The 20,513-nt window shown below is 48.9% G+C and carries 16 protein-coding genes; 9 read left to right on the top strand and 7 right to left on the bottom strand.

Annotation, left to right across the window (positions count from 1 at the left end):
- Positions 1 to 17: 17 nt before the first annotated feature.
- Positions 18 to 1,841 (top strand): cell envelope integrity protein CreD, encoded by a 1,824-nt coding sequence (creD, locus tag KJS94_RS10150; protein ID WP_214447345.1) that lies wholly within the window; start codon positions 18 to 20, stop codon positions 1,839 to 1,841.
- Between the two features lie 106 nt (positions 1,842 to 1,947).
- Complete coding sequence (locus tag KJS94_RS10145) at positions 1,948 to 2,334, top strand: diacylglycerol kinase family protein (protein WP_214447346.1); 387 nt, start codon at positions 1,948 to 1,950, stop codon at positions 2,332 to 2,334.
- A 2,028-nt stretch (positions 2,335 to 4,362) separates the two neighbouring features.
- On the opposite strand, the gene KJS94_RS10140 is transcribed toward KJS94_RS10145, so the two are convergent.
- Positions 4,363 to 7,839, bottom strand: coding sequence for a TolB-like translocation protein (locus KJS94_RS10140; protein ID WP_239804123.1), 3,477 nt, complete (start codon positions 7,837 to 7,839; stop codon positions 4,363 to 4,365).
- Positions 7,840 to 7,910: 71 nt separating this feature from the next.
- Between KJS94_RS10140 and KJS94_RS10135 the strand changes: the two genes are divergently transcribed.
- Entirely contained in the window at positions 7,911 to 8,561 is a 651-nt protein-coding gene (locus KJS94_RS10135; RefSeq protein ID WP_214447347.1) for an MBL fold metallo-hydrolase, read from the top strand.
- 3 nt (positions 8,562 to 8,564) lie between these two features.
- On the opposite strand, the gene KJS94_RS10130 is transcribed toward KJS94_RS10135, so the two are convergent.
- Positions 8,565 to 10,067 (bottom strand): lipopolysaccharide biosynthesis protein, encoded by a 1,503-nt coding sequence (locus tag KJS94_RS10130; protein ID WP_214447348.1) that lies wholly within the window; start codon positions 10,065 to 10,067, stop codon positions 8,565 to 8,567.
- An 83-nt stretch (positions 10,068 to 10,150) separates the two neighbouring features.
- Between KJS94_RS10130 and KJS94_RS10125 the strand changes: the two genes are divergently transcribed.
- The gene (locus tag KJS94_RS10125; RefSeq protein WP_214447349.1) at positions 10,151 to 10,792 is read left to right on the top strand and encodes a hypothetical protein; all 642 of its coding nucleotides are present in this window, start codon (positions 10,151 to 10,153) and stop codon (positions 10,790 to 10,792) included.
- A 184-nt stretch (positions 10,793 to 10,976) separates the two neighbouring features.
- Here KJS94_RS10125 and KJS94_RS10120 read toward each other — a convergent pair whose 3' ends face one another.
- The 3 genes from KJS94_RS10120 to arfB are packed head-to-tail and all read right to left on the bottom strand — an operon-like array spanning position 10,977 to position 13,231.
- Positions 10,977 to 12,020 carry a cytochrome-c peroxidase gene (locus KJS94_RS10120; RefSeq protein WP_214447350.1) on the bottom strand — a complete coding sequence of 348 codons (1,044 nt, stop codon included), beginning with the start codon at positions 12,018 to 12,020 and terminating at the stop codon, positions 10,977 to 10,979.
- Positions 12,020 to 12,814, bottom strand: coding sequence for an MbnP family protein (locus tag KJS94_RS10115; protein WP_214447351.1), 795 nt, complete (start codon positions 12,812 to 12,814; stop codon positions 12,020 to 12,022). Before KJS94_RS10115 ends, KJS94_RS10120 begins: the two co-directional genes overlap by 1 nt.
- 6 nt (positions 12,815 to 12,820) lie before the next feature.
- On the bottom strand, positions 12,821 to 13,231 hold the full coding sequence (gene arfB, locus KJS94_RS10110) for an alternative ribosome rescue aminoacyl-tRNA hydrolase ArfB (RefSeq protein ID WP_214447352.1): 411 nt from the start codon (positions 13,229 to 13,231) through the stop codon (positions 12,821 to 12,823).
- 22 nt (positions 13,232 to 13,253) lie between these two features.
- Here arfB and dtd point away from each other — a divergent pair, with 22 nt between their 5' ends.
- The 5 genes from dtd (at position 13,254) to KJS94_RS10085 (ending at position 16,362) form a co-directional block, all read left to right on the top strand.
- Positions 13,254 to 13,706 (top strand): D-aminoacyl-tRNA deacylase, encoded by a 453-nt coding sequence (gene dtd / locus KJS94_RS10105; protein WP_214447353.1) that lies wholly within the window; start codon positions 13,254 to 13,256, stop codon positions 13,704 to 13,706.
- Positions 13,707 to 13,783: 77 nt separating this feature from the next.
- Positions 13,784 to 14,119 carry a nucleotide pyrophosphohydrolase gene (locus KJS94_RS10100; protein ID WP_239804122.1) on the top strand — a complete coding sequence of 112 codons (336 nt, stop codon included), beginning with the start codon at positions 13,784 to 13,786 and terminating at the stop codon, positions 14,117 to 14,119.
- 75 nt (positions 14,120 to 14,194) lie between these two features.
- Positions 14,195 to 15,628 carry a glycine--tRNA ligase gene (locus tag KJS94_RS10095; RefSeq protein ID WP_214447354.1) on the top strand — a complete coding sequence of 478 codons (1,434 nt, stop codon included), beginning with the start codon at positions 14,195 to 14,197 and terminating at the stop codon, positions 15,626 to 15,628.
- A 66-nt stretch (positions 15,629 to 15,694) separates the two neighbouring features.
- Positions 15,695 to 15,988, top strand: coding sequence for a hypothetical protein (locus KJS94_RS10090; RefSeq protein WP_214447355.1), 294 nt, complete (start codon positions 15,695 to 15,697; stop codon positions 15,986 to 15,988).
- Between the two features lie 101 nt (positions 15,989 to 16,089).
- Positions 16,090 to 16,362, top strand: a complete 273-nt coding sequence (locus KJS94_RS10085; RefSeq protein WP_214447356.1) for a hypothetical protein — start codon at positions 16,090 to 16,092, stop codon at positions 16,360 to 16,362.
- Here the strand turns inward: KJS94_RS10085 and KJS94_RS10080 are convergent, their stop codons facing one another.
- Complete coding sequence (locus KJS94_RS10080; RefSeq protein WP_214447357.1) at positions 16,363 to 17,109, bottom strand: ferredoxin--NADP reductase; 747 nt, start codon at positions 17,107 to 17,109, stop codon at positions 16,363 to 16,365.
- 246 nt (positions 17,110 to 17,355) lie between these two features.
- Entirely contained in the window at positions 17,356 to 20,364 is a 3,009-nt protein-coding gene (locus KJS94_RS10075; protein ID WP_214447358.1) for a T9SS type A sorting domain-containing protein, read from the bottom strand.
- Positions 20,365 to 20,513: the final 149 nt, after the last annotated feature.

Below are 20,513 nucleotides of genomic sequence, written 5' to 3'. Positions count from 1 at the left end.
ATTAAAAGTGCTTTTTAATGAAAAATATCTTTAACCTTCCCTTTGCCCTTGCAGCACGATTGTGGCTGGTCACTGCTACGGTCTTCGCCCACTTCATGTACCTGGCTATTTGGTCACACGAGGGATCATTGGGATATACTTTTGTCATCCTCTTTTTCATCGGCTCCATGGTGCTGAGTGGTCCGGCCTTTGTTTTCATCGCCTGGCTAATGAAGCAACTCAACCGGAGGCCAGGACCATATACCGACCAACTCAACCGCCTGATATTGGCAAAAGGGTTGATCGGCCTTTTGTATGCAGTTCCCTTTACGCTATTCCCGGAACCATTGATCAAAGGACTGTATGAACAGCCGATCTGGCTACAGAACCTCCTGTTGGCGGCACTGGCCCTTTTCCTTTCCGCCCTGGCAGCATTACTGTTTTCCTATCAGCAGGTGAAGCGATTCCTCTGCAGTAACCCTTCCCATCCTTCATCAATAAAACCCGATCTAAATATGGAACAACAATCAAACACCACTGTAATGGAAACCCAACCCACAACCGGATCACAGAAGATCATGGTCAAGGGACTGATCACGGCATTGCTCATCCTTGCGCTGATGATCCCGACTGTATTCATCGCCAACCTGGTGGAAGAACGCCACCAGCGGCAGAAAGCCGTAGCCGAAGAGGTGAGCAGTAAATGGGCTGGCGGACAGTCCCTCTCTGGCCCATTCATCAGCGTGCCTTACCAGGTTCGGCTGAAAGATGCACAGGGCAAGGAATCTTTTGAAGAGCGTGAGTTTGTCCTGCTTCCCGAAACCCAGGAAGTTAAGGGTAAACTAGACCCCGAGATCAGGGCAAGGTCTATTTACAAGGTCCTCTTGTACCACGCCAACATCAACCAGCAGGGACTGTTCAACATTAATGTTCCCAAGGGCGTTGATCCAACACTTATTCTTTGGAGAGACGCGCGGATATGTCTTGGCCTGTCAGATATCAAGGGTATTGAGAGCAGGGTTGTCGTTAAAGTGAATAATACACCATATGAACTTACCCCTGGACTGCCTTCCGGGCTCATTACCAAAATAGGTGTTTCTGCACCCATCGACCTAAGGCCGGAACAGGTAGGTACGGAAGTTCCGGTGAGTTTCAACCTGCGCCTGAAGGGCAGTGAACAACTGCATTTCATCCCTTTGTCAGGCAACAGCAATTATTCCCTGCAGTCTGCCTGGCCCAGTCCTTCTTTCGATGGCAACGCTTTGCCATCCGACCATAAGGTGAGTGACAGTGGTTTCTATGCCAGCTGGTCTTTCAATAAGGCCAACTTGCCTTTTTCCACGGTCATCAATGAAACCAAACTGGATGCGGATGAATTCGCGTTTGGGGTGACCATGGTGCAACCCGCCGACCAATACGCAAAGACCGATCGCAGTGTGAAATACGCCATCCTGGTGATCGGCCTCAGCTTCGCCTTGTTCTTTATCATTGAACTGATGCAGAAGAAACCCGTTCACCCGGTGCAGTATGTGTTGATCGGCCTGGCCCTGGTGATCTTCTACACGCTGCTGCTGTCAATCAGTGAATTCCTGCTCTTCGATATCGCTTATATGATCGCCGCAGTTGCTACTATACTACTGGTGACCCTATATGCTAAATCGCATTTCGGCACCTGGCGGGTGGCGGGAATCTTCTTCCTGGTGCTCGGGCTACTCTATGGTTTCATTTTCGTATTGATCAGGCTGGAAGACACTGCCTTGTTGGTAGGAAGCATTGGCCTCTTCGTGGTACTGGCCCTGGTGATGTACGCGAGCCGTAAGGTGGACTGGTACGGAACCAACCAGCCTGCGGTAGCCTCCTGATAAAGGAACGATTTGTTAGGCTACAGTTTTTGGAAGGTGCTTTGGCAAACACCATTCAAGGGCTGTAGCTTAACTTTTGTATATTGATATAACCTAAAACTTTTCTATGGCAGGATTGGTCAACTACCTGGCCAGGCAGATCAGGAGCTTCGGCTATGCAGGCAAGGGCATTGCAAGGTTGGTGAGGGAAGAACCCCATGGCAGGATCCATGCAGTGGCTGGCGCTGTGGTTATATTGATCGTGCTCTTCACGCCCTTTCCCCTGATGGATGACCTCATGCTGTTGTCTATGGTTGGCCTGGTGATCATGGCCGAGGCTTTCAATGCCGCTATTGAACGGCTCTGCGATCTCTACACCCGCGACCATGACCCGCGCATCGCCGCCATCAAGGACCTGGCAGCCGGTGCGGTATTGGTCATTGCCATTGCAGCCGCAATTGTGGGCGTGGCTATTTTGGTGAAGAATTGGGAGGTGGTGGTGGGGATGTGGTGAGAAGTGTGATGATGTGCTGAAAATATAGTTGGGTCTCCCTATAATTGAATAATGATTAATTACCCTGCGCCCCCGTTGTGTCTTATGACCAACGGGTTACAACGATGAAGGCTAATGGGGTGTAGATTTCAGAAGCTGTTGGTGATAACACACAACAGCGGCGCAGGGTATAATTGCATCGCCTGAAACAGCGGCGCAGGGCGTAAATGCATCGCTCCAATTTTTAGCGGAGATGATTACCCTATGCCCCCGTTGTGTCTTATGACCAACGGGTAAATGAAAATTTGTAATTTGTAGTATTGCCGATGAATGATACAAACAGAATACCATCCTCAATTCTTTACTGCTACGATTTTAGAGTGGAAGCATTTACTTGCTGATGATCAGTACAAGAATATCTTAATTGACAGCCTTAGTTTCCTTGTAAAAGGACAAAGAGTTGTCATCAATAGCTTTGTGATCATGAGCAACCATATTCATTTAATATGACAGGCAATAAATGGCTTTACACCACAGCAGGTGCAACATAGTTTTTTAAAATTCACTGCACAGCAGTTGAAGTTTGAATTACAGAAAAATAATCCTAATTTCCTTGAATCCTTTCGAGTAAATGCTTCTGATAGGGAATATCAGATCTGGGAAAGGGCTCCGCTTAGTATAGATCTGTTTACAGAGGACGTCTTCTTGCAAAAAGTAGATTATATTCATTACAACCCGGTAGATGCTGGTTTATGTGAACTTCCTGAAGATTATTATTATTCCTCCGCCAGGTTTTATGAAACATTGGTAGACGATTTTGGGTTTTTAACGCATTACAGAGATTAGTTTTTAAAGTCTTGCGTTTAGGAGCTGTTGGTGATAACACGCAACAGAGGCGCAGGGTATAATTGTGTCGCCTGAAACAGCTGCGCAGGTCGTAATAGTATAGCTTCATTTTACGGCGGAGATTATCTCACTACGCCCCCGTTGTGTCTTATGACCAACGGGTTTCAACGTCGAAATCTATTAGGATACGCTGTCGGGAAAATTACACTACATGACTACCATTGTTAATGGCTTGCGTTTAGGAGCTGTTGGTGATAACACGCAACAGCGGCGCAGGGTATAATTGTGTCGCCTGAAACAGCTGCGCAGGTCGTAATAGTATAGCTTCATTTTACGGCGGAGATTATCTCACTACGCCCCCGTTGTGTCTTATGACCAACGGGTTTCAACGTCGAAATCTATTAGGATACGCTGTTGGGAAAATTACACTACATGACTACCATTGTTAAAGTCTTGCGTTTAGGAGCTGTTGGTGATAACACGCAACAGCGGCAGAGGGTTTTATTGAATCGCCGGATACAGCGGCGCAGGGTATAATTGCATCGCCTGAAACAGCGGCGCAGGGCGTAAATAGATCGCTCCAATTTTTGGCGGAGATGATTACCCTATGCCCCCGTTGTGTCTTATGACCAACGGGTTTCAACGTCGAAATCTATTAGGATACGCTGTTGGGAAAATTACACTACATGACTACCATTGTTAAAGTCTTGCGTTTAGGAGCTGTTGGTGATAACACGCAACAGCGGCAGAGGGTTTTATTGAATCGCCGGATACAGCGGCGCAGGGTATAATTGCATCGCCTGAAACAGCGGCGCAGGGCGTAAATAGATCGCTCCAATTTTTGGCGGAGATGATTACCCTATGCCCCCGTTGTGTCTTATGACCAACGGGTTGCAACGTCGGAATCTATTAGGATACGCTGTTGGGAAAATTACACTACATGACTACCATTGTTAATTGCTTGCGTTTAGGAGCTGTTGGTGATAACACGCAACAGCGGCAGAGGGTTTTATTGAATCGCCGGATACAGCGGTGCAGGGTGTAATTGCATCGCCATAAACAACGGCGTGGGGGTATTTAAATCGCACTAATTAGTAGCGCTCGGTAATCATCGGTGTTTTATACTAACTATTCAAGGAGCTTACAATAGCGTTAAAAAAAATGGCCGCGCTAGCGGCCATTTCTAATATTAAACTTCATCCTTTAAAAATCCAATCCCAATGCAAAATGCCAGATCGGCTTGCCGCGGAACAGGCCATTCATTTCCCAGCCGGTATCGAGGCGCATGAAATAACCCAGCAGTGTACTCCTGGCTCCGAAGCCATAGCCGCCTACAAAGGGTCCCACACCGCCTGCCTTGATCCTTACCAGCACATTTCCTTCCACATAGGTCTTGGACGGACGCTCAATGCCATTGTAGTTGCCGTTCCATGCCGTACCCAGGTCAACAAACTGTACCAATTGGAAATTGCGCAGGAAGGCATTATTGATGGGACGCTTCAGCAGCGTGCTGAATACCGGGAACCTGAATTCACTGTTGATCACCAGGGCATTGTTGCCATTGGCGATATTCTGGTTATGCCCCCTCATGTTCACCGCCAGTGCCTGGAAGGCATAGGTAGGATCCTGTGGTATATTGTCATAGTTGGCCTTGGGGAACATCCAGCCATCCTGTCCACCCAGGTAATACAAGGTCTTCTGGTTGCCCCAGGAGAAATCACCGGCTGCCCTTCCCGCCCAGATGAAATTCTGGAAGATGGGATAATAGTAGCGACCATCAAAACCGAAGTTGAAGTTGTTCTTGCCTTCGGCAGCCCTCAGTTCACTCAACTGGGTATTGTAATCGATATATACCTTATAGCGCAGGCCATTCAAGATATTGGTCGCTTTCTCGACCACATTGTCATGCACATATTCAAGCCTCAACAATCCAAAGCTCTTCTTCTTGTCCTCTACCTTAGAGGTATTGGGCAGGTCAACGATGGACTTGGTCACTACCTTGTCCATACGCAGACCAGCATTGATCCTAATACTCCTGATCTTGTCGAAGGGATACTTCACCCCAGCCTGGAACAAGTTGGTGAATAATTTGGCCGGCACAAAGAAATTGGTCGATTCATACTGTGTACTTCCAACATCCGTCCTTCGGTAATAGAGTACATTGAAGTCAATGCGCTTCTTCAGGTAATCAAAGCGGGCCAGGTATTCTGAACCGGAATTGAATAGGGATTGAGAACCCGGAACGAAAATATTCGGTTGTCCCAGGTTGATAGGAATGCCCTGACCTGCAGTATTGATCAATGGCATCCTTACCATACCTGTGAAGCGCAGGTCTTCCATCAGGTCGTAAACGGTCACTTTGAACATACCGTTGAAGCCATTATTGGAACTGTTCACCACCGGTAAGGAACCGGTATAGGGTTCATACCTCGTGATCAATACATCGTTGTTGAACAAGGAACCCGTCACCTGGTCTACTGAGAATTTCAGTTTGTAAGCATAACGACCGGCTTTATTCAGTACCGACGGCTGGGTATTTTCTGCTGCAGCAGATTCCAGCATTTTAACGATGGCTGAATCGGCTCTTTCTTCGGCAAATTCTGATTCAAATTCCGAAACCAGGCCCTGGCCACTGGTGTCCTTAGCAGCCGGTTCGAATAATTGTAAGGCTTCACCCTTTTCCATCCTTTGCTGGTCGATCACGCGTTTGCGGTAATCCGTTGGCCTGGGGTTGATGTTACGTTTCCTTAAAGTGTTCTCATCCACTTTCAACTTGTACAGGAACTTCAATTCGCCTTCCTGGCGCACTTCACTTACCATTCCCGCATCACCTGCCGATTTGGTTTCCCTCATGCCACTCTGGTAATTGGTCATGGGGAACACATAGGCGGAGTCATTGGTGATAGAGAAGGTAAATACCGTATCTGGTTCTGCCTGGTCATAGGCACGTAGCAAGGAATCTATTTCTTTGAAATCAGGGTTGCGCAAAATATCATCACCTATTCTGTAAATGGTATCCACCCCGGCCCTTTCTGTGCGGAAGAAGCCGGCATAGCGGTTCATGATACCATTCTCATCACTGGCAAAGGTGAAGTGGGAGGTATTGTATTGGGTAGGGTAGCGGGCATTGCCGTATTTCAGGTTGCTGAGCTGCGAGATCTGTTTGAACTCACTCTTATTAAAATTATCTACCAGGAAAATATTGTAACGATTATCTGATGGGAGTACGGTATCACCCGTCACGGCTGTTTCCGAAGGACGGTTAGATGCATACAGGATACCTGACTTATTGGGGAAGGAAACGAAGGAAGGATCGAGGTCATCATAAACATCGTTGGTCACCTGTTCTGCCCTTTCCCTGTCGATCTTGAAGATGAAGATATCTGACTGCCCATTCTTCACCGCACTCATCAGCAACGTATTGTCGTCCAGCATGAACTTCACATCCTGGATCTGCTGGAAATCTTCCAGCACCAGCTTGTCGCGCTTGATGCGGGTATAGATATCATAGGTGAACATCCTGATCTTACCCTGGTCATTGTATACTACCAGCAATTTATTTCCCTTGCCATTCCAGGCCAACAGGGGGTAATGGGGGTCCTGCCTGGCTTCGCGGTTTTTGATGCCATTCCTCAGCAACACCCTTCTGTCCACGAAATTCTCATACAGCACCACGCATTCCAGTCCTTTCTTGTATTCCACCACGGCATAGGTCTGGCTGCGGGGAGCAGGGTTGGCAGTGAACTGGTAGAAATCCTTGTTCTTGCTGATCTCTTCCACCACACTCAGGCCACCTTTGGGATTATTCCTCCTTCCCCTGATGTCCTTGTAGTATTTATCCTCCATATAGGTCATGCAGTCTGCCAGCACTTCCTTGAACTTCTTCTTGCAGATGCGGTTGGAAGCCCCGTTCAGGTTACGGTAGAGGCGGGCGAGATAGAGGAAATACTTGGTATTGTCTTTCTTGTAAACTTCTTCTATATAGCGCCAGAAGGTATGGCCGGCGAGATTGGGTTGGTCGAAGGCGAACTGGTAGAAATTGCGGTATTTGCCAGACAGCATGGCCGACTTTAACTGGTCGTCGAGGTCGGTGCTCCAGTTCTCGGCAGCATAGGAAACAAAACCATCGGTCAGCCATTTGGGCAGGTCGAGCAGTGCCTGGTTGGCGGCGAATTCACCAAGGTCATCCCCAAAAAGGATATTGTCCAGCAGGTTTTTGGCGATACCCTGCCTTACTTGTTTGCGAAGGTTCTGGTGATCACTGTTGTAATACACAACCATCTTGTTGTTCACCAATTTTGTATTGCCACCGGTGGTTTGCCAGTCGGTGGATAAGCCGATATTGGTCTGCTGGAGCTCGTTAAAGCTGTTGTACATCACAATATTGATCCTGCGCTGCAGGCCATATTCCATGAAGGTTTCCAGTTCAGGTAATTCTTTCTCGGCTATCTGGGCCACATATTTGGCGAGGGGTTCACCCTGCTGGCTGTAATAGGTGTTGAAATTATTGGTCTGGTAATATTGCCATTTGAAATTGCGGTATTGTACCCTGTTCTTGCCAAATTCTACAGTATTCACCTGTGCATGTACCAGGGTAACGGTGTTCATCAGGATGAGGATCGTGGTCAGTGCAAGCTTGATACGGACGCTACAGTTCAAATTATTCTTCGGAAATTGCATACCCATTGATTGTAGACTAAAATTATGGTTTTCAGTTTTATCAGTGAAATCCCCCATCAAATAATAGAGCTATGTTAACAGTCCACCATTTCGAGTTCAGCCCCATCATGGAGAATACCTACCTCCTCTACAACGAAAACGGCGATTGCCTGGTCATCGACCCCGGCTGTTACGATGAAAGGGAGGAACGTTATTTAAAACACTTTATCACCGAACATCGTTTACTGCCCCGGCAATTATTGAACACCCATTGCCACCTCGACCATGTATTCGGTAACCGCTATGTCCATGAGACCTGGGGGTTGGAGCTCTATATCCATCCTGATGAAAAAATCGTGCTGGATTATGCCCCCATGGCGGGGGAGAGGTGGAACCTGCCCTTCAGGAATTACAATGGCCCCCTCCATTACCTGCGCGGCGGGGATATTGTCCGCCTGGGTACCGATGAACTCAAGGTGATCGAAGCTCCCGGCCATTCTCCCGGTCATATCTGCTTTTACTGTGAGGCCCAGCAATTCGTGATCGGCGGCGACGTCCTCTTCAGGCGTAGCATAGGCCGCACGGACCTTCCGGGGGGTAACCATACCCAACTGCTCAACAGCATCAGGACCCAGCTCTTTACCCTGCCCGATACAGTAAGGGTGTATCCCGGGCATGGGGAATCCACAACCATTGGTTTTGAAAAAAAGCATAACCCCTTCCTGGTGGATGACTCACTATAAGGGTCAGACGAACCGGCCGATCAAAGGTAATTTTTGCAGGTCGCGGCGTTCTATTTTTGCGACAAACATGCTGAAACCCAATAGTAATAAGGTTCCTGTGGCGATGCTAAACCAGAGGGGATGGTAGAAAGACAATATCAGCCGGTGGAATAATACGATCAGGGTAACGAGCACGAGATAGGAGATGAGCTTCTTTTTCGCATAGGGGACAGGGTAATATTTCTGGCCCAGGGCATAACTGCTGACCATCATAACCAGGTAACAGGTAAAAGTGGCAATGGCGGCTCCAAGATAATGCCATTTGGGGATGAGCAACATGTTCAGGCCAATGGTGATGGCGGCACCGGCAATGGTGATATAAGCACCATAGAGGTTTTTCCCCGTAAGCTTGTACCAGATGCTGAGGTTGTAATAGATGCCAAGGAATATATTGCCCATGGCCAGGATCGGCACAATATACATGCCTTCGCCCCAAGCCGGGGATTTCAGGGTGATGATCCATTTCAATGCGTCGAGGTAAAGACCGATCAGCAGGAACATAAAACAGCAGGCGATAACGAAGAATTTCATAACCCGGGCATAGCTTTTCTGGGCGCCTTCTTCCTTCGACTGGTTAAAGAAGAAGGGCTCCGCTGCCATCCTGAAGGCCTGGATCATGATGGTGATCAGTACGGCCAGCCGGTACAGGTTGGCGAATACCCCCAATTCGTGTTTGGCCTGTTCCGCGGGCAGGTCCACCACATGCTGGTATACCAGCCTGCTCAACATATCATTGACCATCCCGCCGAGGCCCACTATGATCAGCGGGTAGCTGTAGCGCATGATCTCCTGCCACATCTCCTTGTGGAATTCCCATTGCACCTGCTTTATTTCCGGCCAGAGCAACAAGAAGGTGGTAAGGCTTCCTAGCAGGTTGCCGATCAGGTAATAGCCGATCCCGATATCCAGTTTAACCACCAGGTTGAGGATGCTATCGGGGTGTTTGTTGACATAGGATGGAATAAAGCCAAGGAAGGTAAAGACTACCAGCAGGTTCACGACGATGCCAGCCACCCTGACGAAAGCATAGCGCCTGGGGCGGTTCTCCTGGCGCAGCCTGGCAAAGGGCAGGGTAGCCAGGGTGTCAAAAAAGATGATGGCGGTCATCCAAAGGATGTATTCAGGGTGTTCGGTCAGGTCAGCAGCCTTTGCGATAACATCCCTTCCCAGCAATAGCAGGAGGGAAAATACAATGGTGGAAACCAGCAGGGAGACCGATAGCGTGTTATAAAGGGTTTGCTTTTCCTTTTCCTGCGAGTATTTAAAATAGGCCGTTTCCATACCATAGGTGAACAGGATGTTCAGGAAAGGAATGATGGCATAGACCTGGGTGATATCAGCTGTCTTGGAAGGTTGTGCAAACAGGAATGGCAGGGCCATATTCATCAGGTAGCCCAGGAACCGGCTGACTATTGTGGGTAGGCCATACCATAAAGTTTGTCCGGCCAGTTTTTTGATTGCACTCAAAAGGAAAATGGAATTTGGACAAAAATAGACGGAAATTGGTTGTGACCGTCATTTTAGTAATTTTCCGCATTCAAACGCTAACCATGAACCGAATTATCCTACTTACTTCCATCTTATTTTCCTCACTTACGGTTACAGCACAAAGAGCAGTTGAAGGTTCTGCCGAGATCGACAAAAAGCGGGTGCCGGCGGCCGTTGTTGAGTTGCCTTATCCGCCCGAAACCGTAGAAGAAGCCATCAGGGCGCGGTTTGCGGAGAAAGGCCATCGTCCTGCCAAATACAAGGATTACCAACTCTACCGCTCGGCAACTGTAGCGGGTAGTTCAACCCCATATGATGTTTATGTAAAGGCAGAACGCAAGAGCAGGCGTGACAAGGAAAGTTCAGTGGTATATATGCTTCTGGCAAAGCCTAATGAAACCCTGGCCAATTCAGGCGATAACCTGAAACAAGGCGTGGGTGATGGCAAGGAATTCCTGAACGACTTCACCCCATTCCTGGAGGCTTTTAACCTGAACCTGGAGATCAATGCACAGGATGAGGTAGTGAAGAAGGCAGAGAAGAAATTAACTTCCCTCACTACAGATAGTACTGACCTGGCGCTCAGGTTACAGGCCATGCAGGAAAAGGCCAATGCGAATTCTGCCTTGATGGAGCAACAGCGCCTGGAGATCGAAAGACAAAGAAAAACATTGGAAGCCTTGAAGAGCCGGAGGAAGAACTGATGGTATTATTACCGGCTTTTTTGTGATAACTACCTTACCTGTTGATAAATTTTTGGCATGTTGTAAAATTTCGGTGAAAACACGGATGGAAATGTCAGGGGCATGGAAGACTTTTGTGATGGGATGCCATAATACCATTTCCATTAAACCTTATGAATGCTAACCCGCGCGATCCTTTCCAGGATCATTGGGGTGCAGCAAAACGGGGGTCCGTGTTGAAAGCAGCGTCTGTCAATGTTTTGAGGAACTCTGTCAATAATCCTCTTTCTGTCGCGGAAAGGGGAATTTTTGTTTTCAGGAGTGGGTCAGTGGTAGGACCAAACTGGATGCCGCTGTTATAATGTTCATACACATTACTGATGTCCCCAAACCTGCCATCGTGCATATAAGGATAAGTAACCATTACATTACGCAGACTGGGCACCTTGAATTTCAGTGAATCCTGCGAACTCCCGGTGATGCGCATACGACCGACATCCTTCAGGGTTGGATGCATGGGCAAACCGTTATTCCGGTATTGCAGGTCGGTGAACAAGGGTTCCTTATGGCAGCTGGCGCATTTATTCTTGAAGATGGCATATCCAGCTTCCTCATTCACATCAAAACTTGCCTTTCCTGCCTTTACCTGGTCATATTTGGAAGTGGCAGATACCATCATCACCATGAATTGGGAGAGGGCTTTGGTCATTCTTTCCGTGGTCACCTCTTCATTACCAAAAACACGTTGGAAGTGCTGGCGATAGTCGGGATCATCCCCGATCTTTTTCAATACTGCCGGGATGGTTTCGCCCATTTCATTGGGAGCCGTGATGGGGGCCAGGGGCTGGAGGTCAAGATGGGCTATACCGCCATCATGGTGCATTTCCTTATGCCAGGCCAGGTTGAACAGGCCGGGGGCATTACGGGTGGTGAATTGGTTATTGAACCCGTGACTGAAATCATGTTCAAAAGTGGCAAAGGCTGCGAACTGCTGGTGGCAGGAGGCACAGGGGAAATTGCCATCCTTCGACAGGCGGCCGTCATAGAACAACTTCCTGCCCAGTTCAAATCCTTCCTTGCTGATGGGATTGTTGGCCACATCGTATTGAATAGGGGGAAAACCTGCAGGTTGTGGGATATCCATGAACGTTAGTTCAGCATTTTCCCCGCCCCCCTTGTTGCAGGATTGGACCAGCAGGCTGCAGCAAACTGCAATGACCAGGCTCGATATGACCAGTAGTTTCCGCATTATTCCTGTTCAATTTGGGTGATGCTGAACATATTGACGTAATTACCTGCTATGGACGCTGCTTCAGCTCCCGGGGTAGTTACCACCGGCAGGTTGGCAATCCGCAAGGGGTAAGGGCCATCGAACCATTTGGCCAGGTCCATCCTGAGGTAGATGGTGGTCAATCCATCTTCTTTTATAGTAATGGTAGATGGTTGTGTAAAACTGAGCTTCGCTTCCCTGATGGCATTGAAGGGGGTCCTGAAGCCCCCGATATGGTATTCGAACTTGCCATTTATCTGGTTGGAGACAGGGGAATTGCCTTCCAGTTTGGCGTAGATATAACCGGTGTTCCAGGTCCAGAACATGCCATTGGCAGGGTCCAGTGCCCCCGATTGCACCCCGCTGACATTGCGGGCGCTATCCACCCCCACGAGGAAGGCAAGTCCATTATAGGTGCCGGTCTTTAGAGTGGCATCGATCTGCAGGCTCGAGGGTTTGGCCAGGTCAAGCAGGTAATAGGGTTCGCCATCCGCTTCAGCCGGCTGGTTGCCATTACCCCTGATCTTTCCTACATATAGTTTGAAAACCTGGATGGAGAAAGGTTCACCGGCAATATTAGTATAGCTAAGTCCGGGTAAAACTGGGCTGCCATTGAAGGTGGGGAAAAAGATCAACCTGATCTTTCCGCCCGGGCTGGTCTGCCCGGATTCAAAATTGAGTTGCTTCTGGCAGGCCGTGAGTGCCAATAGGATCAGCCCAACTGCAGTGAGCAGGATGCTTCTCGGGGTCAGGTAGGTAAGCGGTCGCGGCATATGGGCTTAATCGGGTTGAAAACGGATCTTTTGCCTTCCGGCTTTTATGGAGGAGGAGATTTTTTTTGACTCGAGTCGTTTTTCCCTGGAAGCCCTGGAAGGTTTGGTGGCAACTCGTTTTGCCTGCACCTGCAATGCCCGGGTCAGGAGGGCATTCATCTTGCGGATGACCCCCTGTTTGTTCTGTAACTGGGTCCGGAACTCCTGGCACCGCGCTGACAATTCCCCTTCGCTATTGAGTTTACCGGCCAGTTTATGGAGCAGGATGGCCTTTTGCTTTTCATCCAGTAGCCTGCTTCCGGAGAGATCAAACAAGCCTTCCACCATTGTTTCCACCTTGTTCACATTCTGTCCGCCTTTTCCTCCGCTCCTCGCTGTCCGGAAACGAATCTCTGTTGAAATATCTATTTTCGACATTCTTAATTAAAGGTACGAAAATATGCGCGTGGTGATCCAGCGGGTGCGTGAGGCATCCGTTACAATTAATAATTCGGTGAAGAGTGCTATCCATAAAGGCTTGCTGGTGCTGGTAGGGATTGAGTATGCCGACGGCCAGGAAGATATCCAGTGGCTCAGCTCCAAGATCGTGAACCTGAGGATATTTGACGATGAGCAGGGGGTGATGAACCTTTCCGTAAAGGATGCGGGCGGGGAAGTGTTGGTGGTGAGCCAGTTCACCCTTCATGCCAGTACAAAGAAAGGCAACCGACCCTCCTATATCAAGGCAAGCAAACCACCCGTGGCCATACCGCTCTACGAGCAGTTTGTAGCGCAATTGGAGAAGGACCTGGAAAAGAAAGTTGGTACCGGTGAGTTCGGGGCCGACATGAAGGTTGCCTTAGTGAACGATGGCCCGGTCACCATTATTATTGATAGTAAGAACCGGGAATGATGACGGGGCTGGTTCAAATGAACCTGGCGGACCCCTTACCTGATCCTAAACCTGATCAATCAATTTAAAAGAATGCTATGACGGAACTGACGCTTAAGCAAGCCCAACAGGAAGTGGACCAATGGATCAAGACCATTGGGGTACGTTATTTCTCGGAATTGACCAACCTGGGGATCTTGATGGAGGAGGTAGGGGAACTTTCAAGGCTGATGGTCAGGAAGTACGGGGAGCAATCCTTTAAGGAATCGGACAAGGGGAGGGACCTTGGCGATGAAATGGCCGATGTGCTCTGGGTATTGGTCTGCCTGGCCAACCAGACGGGGGTAGACCTGGAGGAGGCTTTCCGGAGGAATATGGAAAAGAAGACCAATAGGGACCAGGACCGCCACCGGTCTAACGAGAAACTGCAGTGACAGGCTGGCTGCCGGCACAAATCCCCGGATTGCCCCAGTCCCAGAAATCCCATTTCCATTTATCTTTGCCGCCTTATGGCAAACGATTCTAATAAGTTCCAGGCGATCATTTCGCATTGTAAAGAATACGGATTTATATTTCCTTCCAGTGAGATCTATGACGGATTGAGTGCCGTTTACGACTACGGCCAGTATGGAAGTGAATTGAAGAAGAATATCAGGGAAGACTGGTGGAAGTGGATGACCCAGCTGCATGATAACATCGTGGGCATCGATGCAGCCATCTTTATGCACCCCACCACCTGGAAGGCCAGTGGCCACGTTGATAATTTCAGCGATCCCATGATCGATAACAAGGATAGCAAGAAGCGCTACCGTGTTGACCACCTTATTGAAGCACATGCCGAGACCCTTCCCAGGGAAGAAGCTGATGCCCTGTTGGCCCGTATGGACCAATTGCTGGCGGCAGAGGATTTCGGTGGCCTGAAGCAACTCATCGAAGACAATAAGATGAAATGTTCCGTTAGCGGAACCTGCAACTGGACAGAAGTGCGCCAGTTCAACCTCATGTTCGCCACTGAGTTTGGTGCCGTGAGTGGAGAGGCTGATGATAATATGGTATACCTGAGGCCGGAAACAGCGCAGGGTATTTTCGTGAACTTCCTGAATGTGCAGAAGACCGGGCGGATGAAGATCCCCTTCGGTATTGCCCAGGTTGGTAAGGCTTTCAGGAATGAGATCGTAGCCCGCCAGTTCATTTTCAGGATGAGGGAATTTGAGCAGATGGAAATGCAGTTCTTTGTGCGACCCGGTACCCAGAAGGAATGGTATGAGTTCTGGAAGGAGGAAAGGATGAAGTGGCACCTCGGACTGGGGATTCCCCAGGAGCGCTACCGTTTCCATGACCACGTGAAGTTGGCCCATTATGCCGATGCCGCCTGTGATATCGAGTACGATTTCCCGATCGGTTTCAAGGAGGTGGAAGGTATCCACAGCCGTACAGACTTTGACCTCAGGAACCACCAGGAATACAGCAAGAAGAAAATGCAGTATTTCGATTCCGAGATCAACCAGAACTATATTCCTTACGTGATAGAAACATCCATAGGTCTTGACCGTACCGTAATGATGGTGCTGAGTGAAGCCTATGAAGAGCAGGACCTGAGCACCCCCGAAAAGAAAGACAGCAGGGTGGTGCTGAAGTTCCCGCCAAAACTTGCCCCCATCAAATTGGCTATCCTGCCATTGGTGAAGAAGGACGGGCTGCCCGAGATCGCAAGGGAGCTGATGGACCAGTGCAGGCGTTCTTTCCGTTGTTTCTATGAGGAAAAAGACACAATTGGAAAGCGTTACCGTAGGATGGATGCCATTGGTACCCCATTCTGTGTTACCATCGATCACCAGACCAAGGAAGATGGTACTGTAACCATCCGTTACAGGGACACCATGGTACAGGAAAGAATTGCCATGGAACAGGTAAAGCAACTGGTTGAAAATAGCCTTGCTTAAAAATTAGATTATTCGGTCTGCATTTACTAAATTCAGTAAGCAGATTAACCTGTTCAATTGGTAACCATGCAAATTACTGTACACCTAGGATTGCTTGCCCTGGTTATGCTCTGTGCTTTTGGTGCCGGTCTTCTCTTCAGGTTTTTGCAGGTCAGGTCCTTGTCCCGCCAGATTTTAGAGCTGGAAAGGGAAAAGATGCACGACCATGCAGAGATCCTGCAGTTACAGAAGCAAATGGCTACCCTAATGCAGGAGCAGAACCCGGATCATGCAGCCGCGCAGACCACCCGGATAGTACCCCTGAAGGACAAGGGTACAGACCAGCCTAATAATGGAAATCATAAAAGGGCAAGTCAGTAGTTTTCCACAACTCTGGGGTTTAAAGCAATATTTAGGATTGGCGTTCGTTAGAGGGATAGACGTTCCTATGAAATACTATTCCTTATACCAAACCAATACCTATGATGTCTTCAAACATCAGCCTGTTGTCCCTGATCTGGATTAGCCTGGCCTTTATTGTGGGATCCCTGATTGGGTTCATTTTCAGGTCAAAACAGCTGGCCAAATCCCGTAAGCGGGTGTTAGAGCTGGAAACAGAAATGGTTGAGAATCATGCCGAGATCCTCAGGCTGCACAAGTTGCATGCCGAGAAACCGGCAGCCGGAACCAAAGTGCCTGTGATCAACCTTCCGGTAGGGGAATCTTCCGGAGGACAGGCGAGGGTGAAGGGCTGATCAGCCATATAATTCAAGGTGGATGTCTTTTTTATCGTAGCCAATGGCGATGATCCGCTGTTTGGCTTCATCTATCATATTCTTCCAACCACAGAGATAGAAATTAGCGGGGTGTAATGCCCCGTTTTCTTTTTTCTTTTCCGTTATGATTTCTTCGTAAACCGCGTGCACATAGCCTGTCCTTATCAGGTGATCACCTGCTTCTTCCCTGGAAAAAGTAGGCAGGTACTGGAAGGAGGGAACTTTCTCCTGTAATGCCTTTAATTCAGGGCCATACAAACAGTCGCCGAATTTCCTGCAGCCGAAAATGAGGTAGATATTCTTGTGGGGAATATTGTTGTTAAGGATATGATGGGCCATAGACCGGAAGGGAGCAATACCCGTACCTGTACAGACAAAGAAAAGGTCCTTTTCAATATTCTCGGGTAATACAAACACACCTTGCGGGCCCCTTAACTGCAATTCCGATCCTTCTTTTACTTCATTGAACAGGTAGGAGGTTCCCAAACCTCCCTCCATCAGTACGATCACCAGTTCAATCACATTGGTGCCATCGGGCCAGGAGGCGATGGAATAACTGCGCCAACGTTTGTTGCGTTGCTCGTGGATGGGAAGGTCAAGGGTTACAAACTGACCTGGCTTGAAATCAAACCTGTCCACACCCTGGACTTCGATCCAGAACCTACGGGTAGTGGCCGTTTCATCCAGTATCCTGATCACTTTCCCGGTTAACCATGGCTGCAGCATATGACTATTTTTATATAAGTTAGGAATAAATGGGGACTATTCCATTCCATTGCTAAGTACCGTCATTTCCACCAAAAGTCCATGCCTGTTAGATCAATGTTCCGGGAAGGGTGTCGATAAAAATAATAAAGCGGGACATCCCTGTCCCGCCTTATTGCCACAATGGCAAGCAATCGATGCTCTAATTTAATTGGTTTATTGAAACAAAATCAAAAGTTCAGGGAAATATTTTCTTAATAAAACTTCTTAGTTTTTAATGAATTGCTTGACGAATTGGTGCTTGTAATCCGAGCTCGTAATAGTGAGTACATAGGTTCCTTTTGCCAGGTTGCCTACATTGATCATTCCGTTCTGGTAGCCGGTTTCCTTGCGGTATACCAATTGCCCATTGATATTATGCACCTTGATCACCAGGCGTTGTACATCAAACATATTTCCGATCCTGTAGTTCAGGTCTGTGGTAACAATACCCGGATAGGCGAACTGGATGAAGTTCTTATCATTCCTGATCGGGTCATTCACACCTGTGTTCAGGTTAGGGGTGAAATTGGCCTGTGGTATGGTGCAGAAGTACATGCCATTACCATGTGTACCGATCACCAGGGTATTGTCCTGCGGACGGTAGGCCAGGGAGGTCACCACTGCAAAGTTCAATACTGAACTTCCTTCACGGCTCCAGGAAATGGGGGTGGAAGTGCCTACCTTATCACCAATATTCTCGGTACTGAACAAGCCAACCGAAGTGCCCACATAGTATTCTACCGACGCATTGCCTGCACCATCCTTCCGGGGTACGATGGCACAACTCCTGATAGAGGGCAATTCCAGGTTGTTCTCTACTTTATGCCAGGTGGGACTTGCACTCTTGGCATTCTTGGTAAACCAGATATTGAAATCCCGCCTTACCTGTCCGCTTCCCAACGTAACCTGGTAGTTGGAATACACCACCATGATCTCTTCATCATTATTAGGGTTAACGGCAATATCTGAAACATTCAACCTGGTTGGATTGCTGGTGCCGCTACCAATGATATTGGCGATCTCAGGCGGTGTGATATCGATGGGAGTGACGGTGGGGGCCGAATTACGCGGGTCATTCAAACGATAGACCCTGCCTTCTGTGGTTCCTATATACAGTACATGTGAAGGGATATAGGGACCCCTGCTCAATTCGAGTGCACGGATACCGATGCCTGTACTGTTGGGGTTGGAAGGGCTAATGGTACTGGCTACGCCCGTCAACTCTGTCCACCCATTAGCTGGTGAAACAGTGGTAGCACTATTGGTACGGAACAACCTTCCGAAGTTCGCATAGTACAGGTCCTCCGGATTGTCCTGGTCCATCACGAAATAGGTCACGAACTCCCCGAATCCACTCGAGGGGTTAGCAGTCAGGCCGTTCGGGCGGATAGATACAGCGTTTCCAGGTGTAAGCCTGGCAAGGCTTCCGAACTGGCTGGTAACAAAGAGCTGGTAATCGCTGAATCCATTCCATTTGCCAATGGCCGCAGCTCCACCATCCCCCGAGCCTACGCGGATATGGTCATCCAATCCATCTGTGCGCAGGTAGGAACTATTGTCCTGCATGCCACCAATGAAATGGTTCCTGCCTGCCCTTGGGTCAATATTAACATGGTAATACTGGGTGGTTTGGTAATTGGCGATCATGGTCCAATCCACCGGCAAGGTCTGGCTGTTATTGGCCAGGATATTGGTGGTACGGTGCAGCCCCCCATCGCTGGCACAGATGGCCACGTTAGGGTTATTGGGTTCGAATATCAGGTTATGGATATCCGGGTGGGTATTGTCATAGGTGCTTACCGTAGGGCTTCCGTTACCCCAGAATTTGTAACCGGCGATCCAGCTGGTATTGTTCTTTGAGCTAAAGCCATCTGTTGACCTGAACAGGTTAGTGCCCCCCACAAATACTACATTAGGGTTATCGGGTTTCACTGCCAGGGTTAGGTTATAGCCTCCCTGCAAAGCCAGGGGATCAATGCCATCCAGTTGCCCGGTAAAGTCAGGCATATTGGCAGAAAGATTGGTATAGGTGCTGGCGCCAAAATCGATCTTGAACAGGTCGGCTTCCGGCTTTCCGTCTGTGCCTTCCTGTGATAGTCCATTTTCATAGAGCACATACAGGATATTGTTGTTGGAAGGTGCCAGGCTGAGGATAATGCGTTTGGAGGCTTGGGAAATATTGCCATTCGCCTCATAAGAGTTGGCCCTCCAACCTTCAAGGGAATCTACCCCTGCCGTCTGGCCACCCGCAAAACGGGTCCAGGTGCCGGTTCCGCCATTGTCGGAGAACCAGAGCCCGCGCTGAGCCTTATCGGGGAAGCCTCCGTTAACGGCCAGGTAGATCCTGCCGCCCTGGCTGATGGTAATGTCCATCTGGCCCTGGTCTGCGGTAGCGGGCGTGGCCCCAACGAATACTACGTTAAAAGTATTGCCGCCATCCGTGCTGCGGAGGAGGCGCCTGTGGCCGGCAACATACACATGACCGGTAACGGGATGCACTGCGATCTTATGGACGATATCAAATGGGTCATCAAATAATTCCAATGCCCCGTTGAAAGTGCTGGCGATCCTTTGCCAGGTGGCACCGTTGTCGGTAGACTTCATCAGCCCATACCCATAATAGAAAGCACCGCCCGCGGAGGGGGAGGCAGAGTTACCGATCGGCTCACCGCCGCCGGCATACCAGGTATTCTCAAAGCCTGCCCTGGGGTCCTGGGCCAAAGCCGTAACGTTATGGATCTCCCCATTGGGCGTTACCCTGGTCCAGTTGCCACCGCCATCAATGGAACGGAAGAGGCCGCCACTCACTGCACCCGCAATGATCACCCTGTTGGTACCGGTGCCAAATCTTTTATCATAGGCTACAGCCCTGGTGCGGCCGCCAATATTCAATGGACCGGCTGGGCGGTAGGTATTGTTGATCAAGGGTTCCAGCCTTCCTGAGGGGGAGGCTTCCTTCACCGGGATCCTCGAGGCCTGCTGCAGTTCCCGCTCAAATATTCCTTTCGGTACTTCACCGGTAGCGCCATCCCTGATCATGTCATATTCATAGAGCGCACGTTCCTTAACGAACATGGCCTTACGCGCTTCTTTTTCCTCTTCTGTCTCGTCATCTTCCTCACCAATATAAACCTTAATCAACCTTGTACGGGGGGAATCTCCTTGTTTGATTAACAGGAATGCACAACCGAGGACCACAACTATCCCGGCGAGGGATAAGAATCTTTGTTTCATAAAGGGGCTTATGTATAATATAAACAGCTATGTTTTTCAAGGGGTTCACACAATTTAAGGAAAATGTGCAAGGATGGAAATGGACTGTTTAAAAATCGGCCTCCCGAAAAACCAAAAATACCGACCTTTACCCGCTGCAAGGCTATTTG

Source organism: Flavihumibacter rivuli, assembly GCF_018595685.2.
GTDB classification, from domain to species: domain Bacteria; phylum Bacteroidota; class Bacteroidia; order Chitinophagales; family Chitinophagaceae; genus Flavihumibacter; species Flavihumibacter rivuli.
This window is presented reverse-complemented; position numbering and strand designations above follow the sequence as displayed.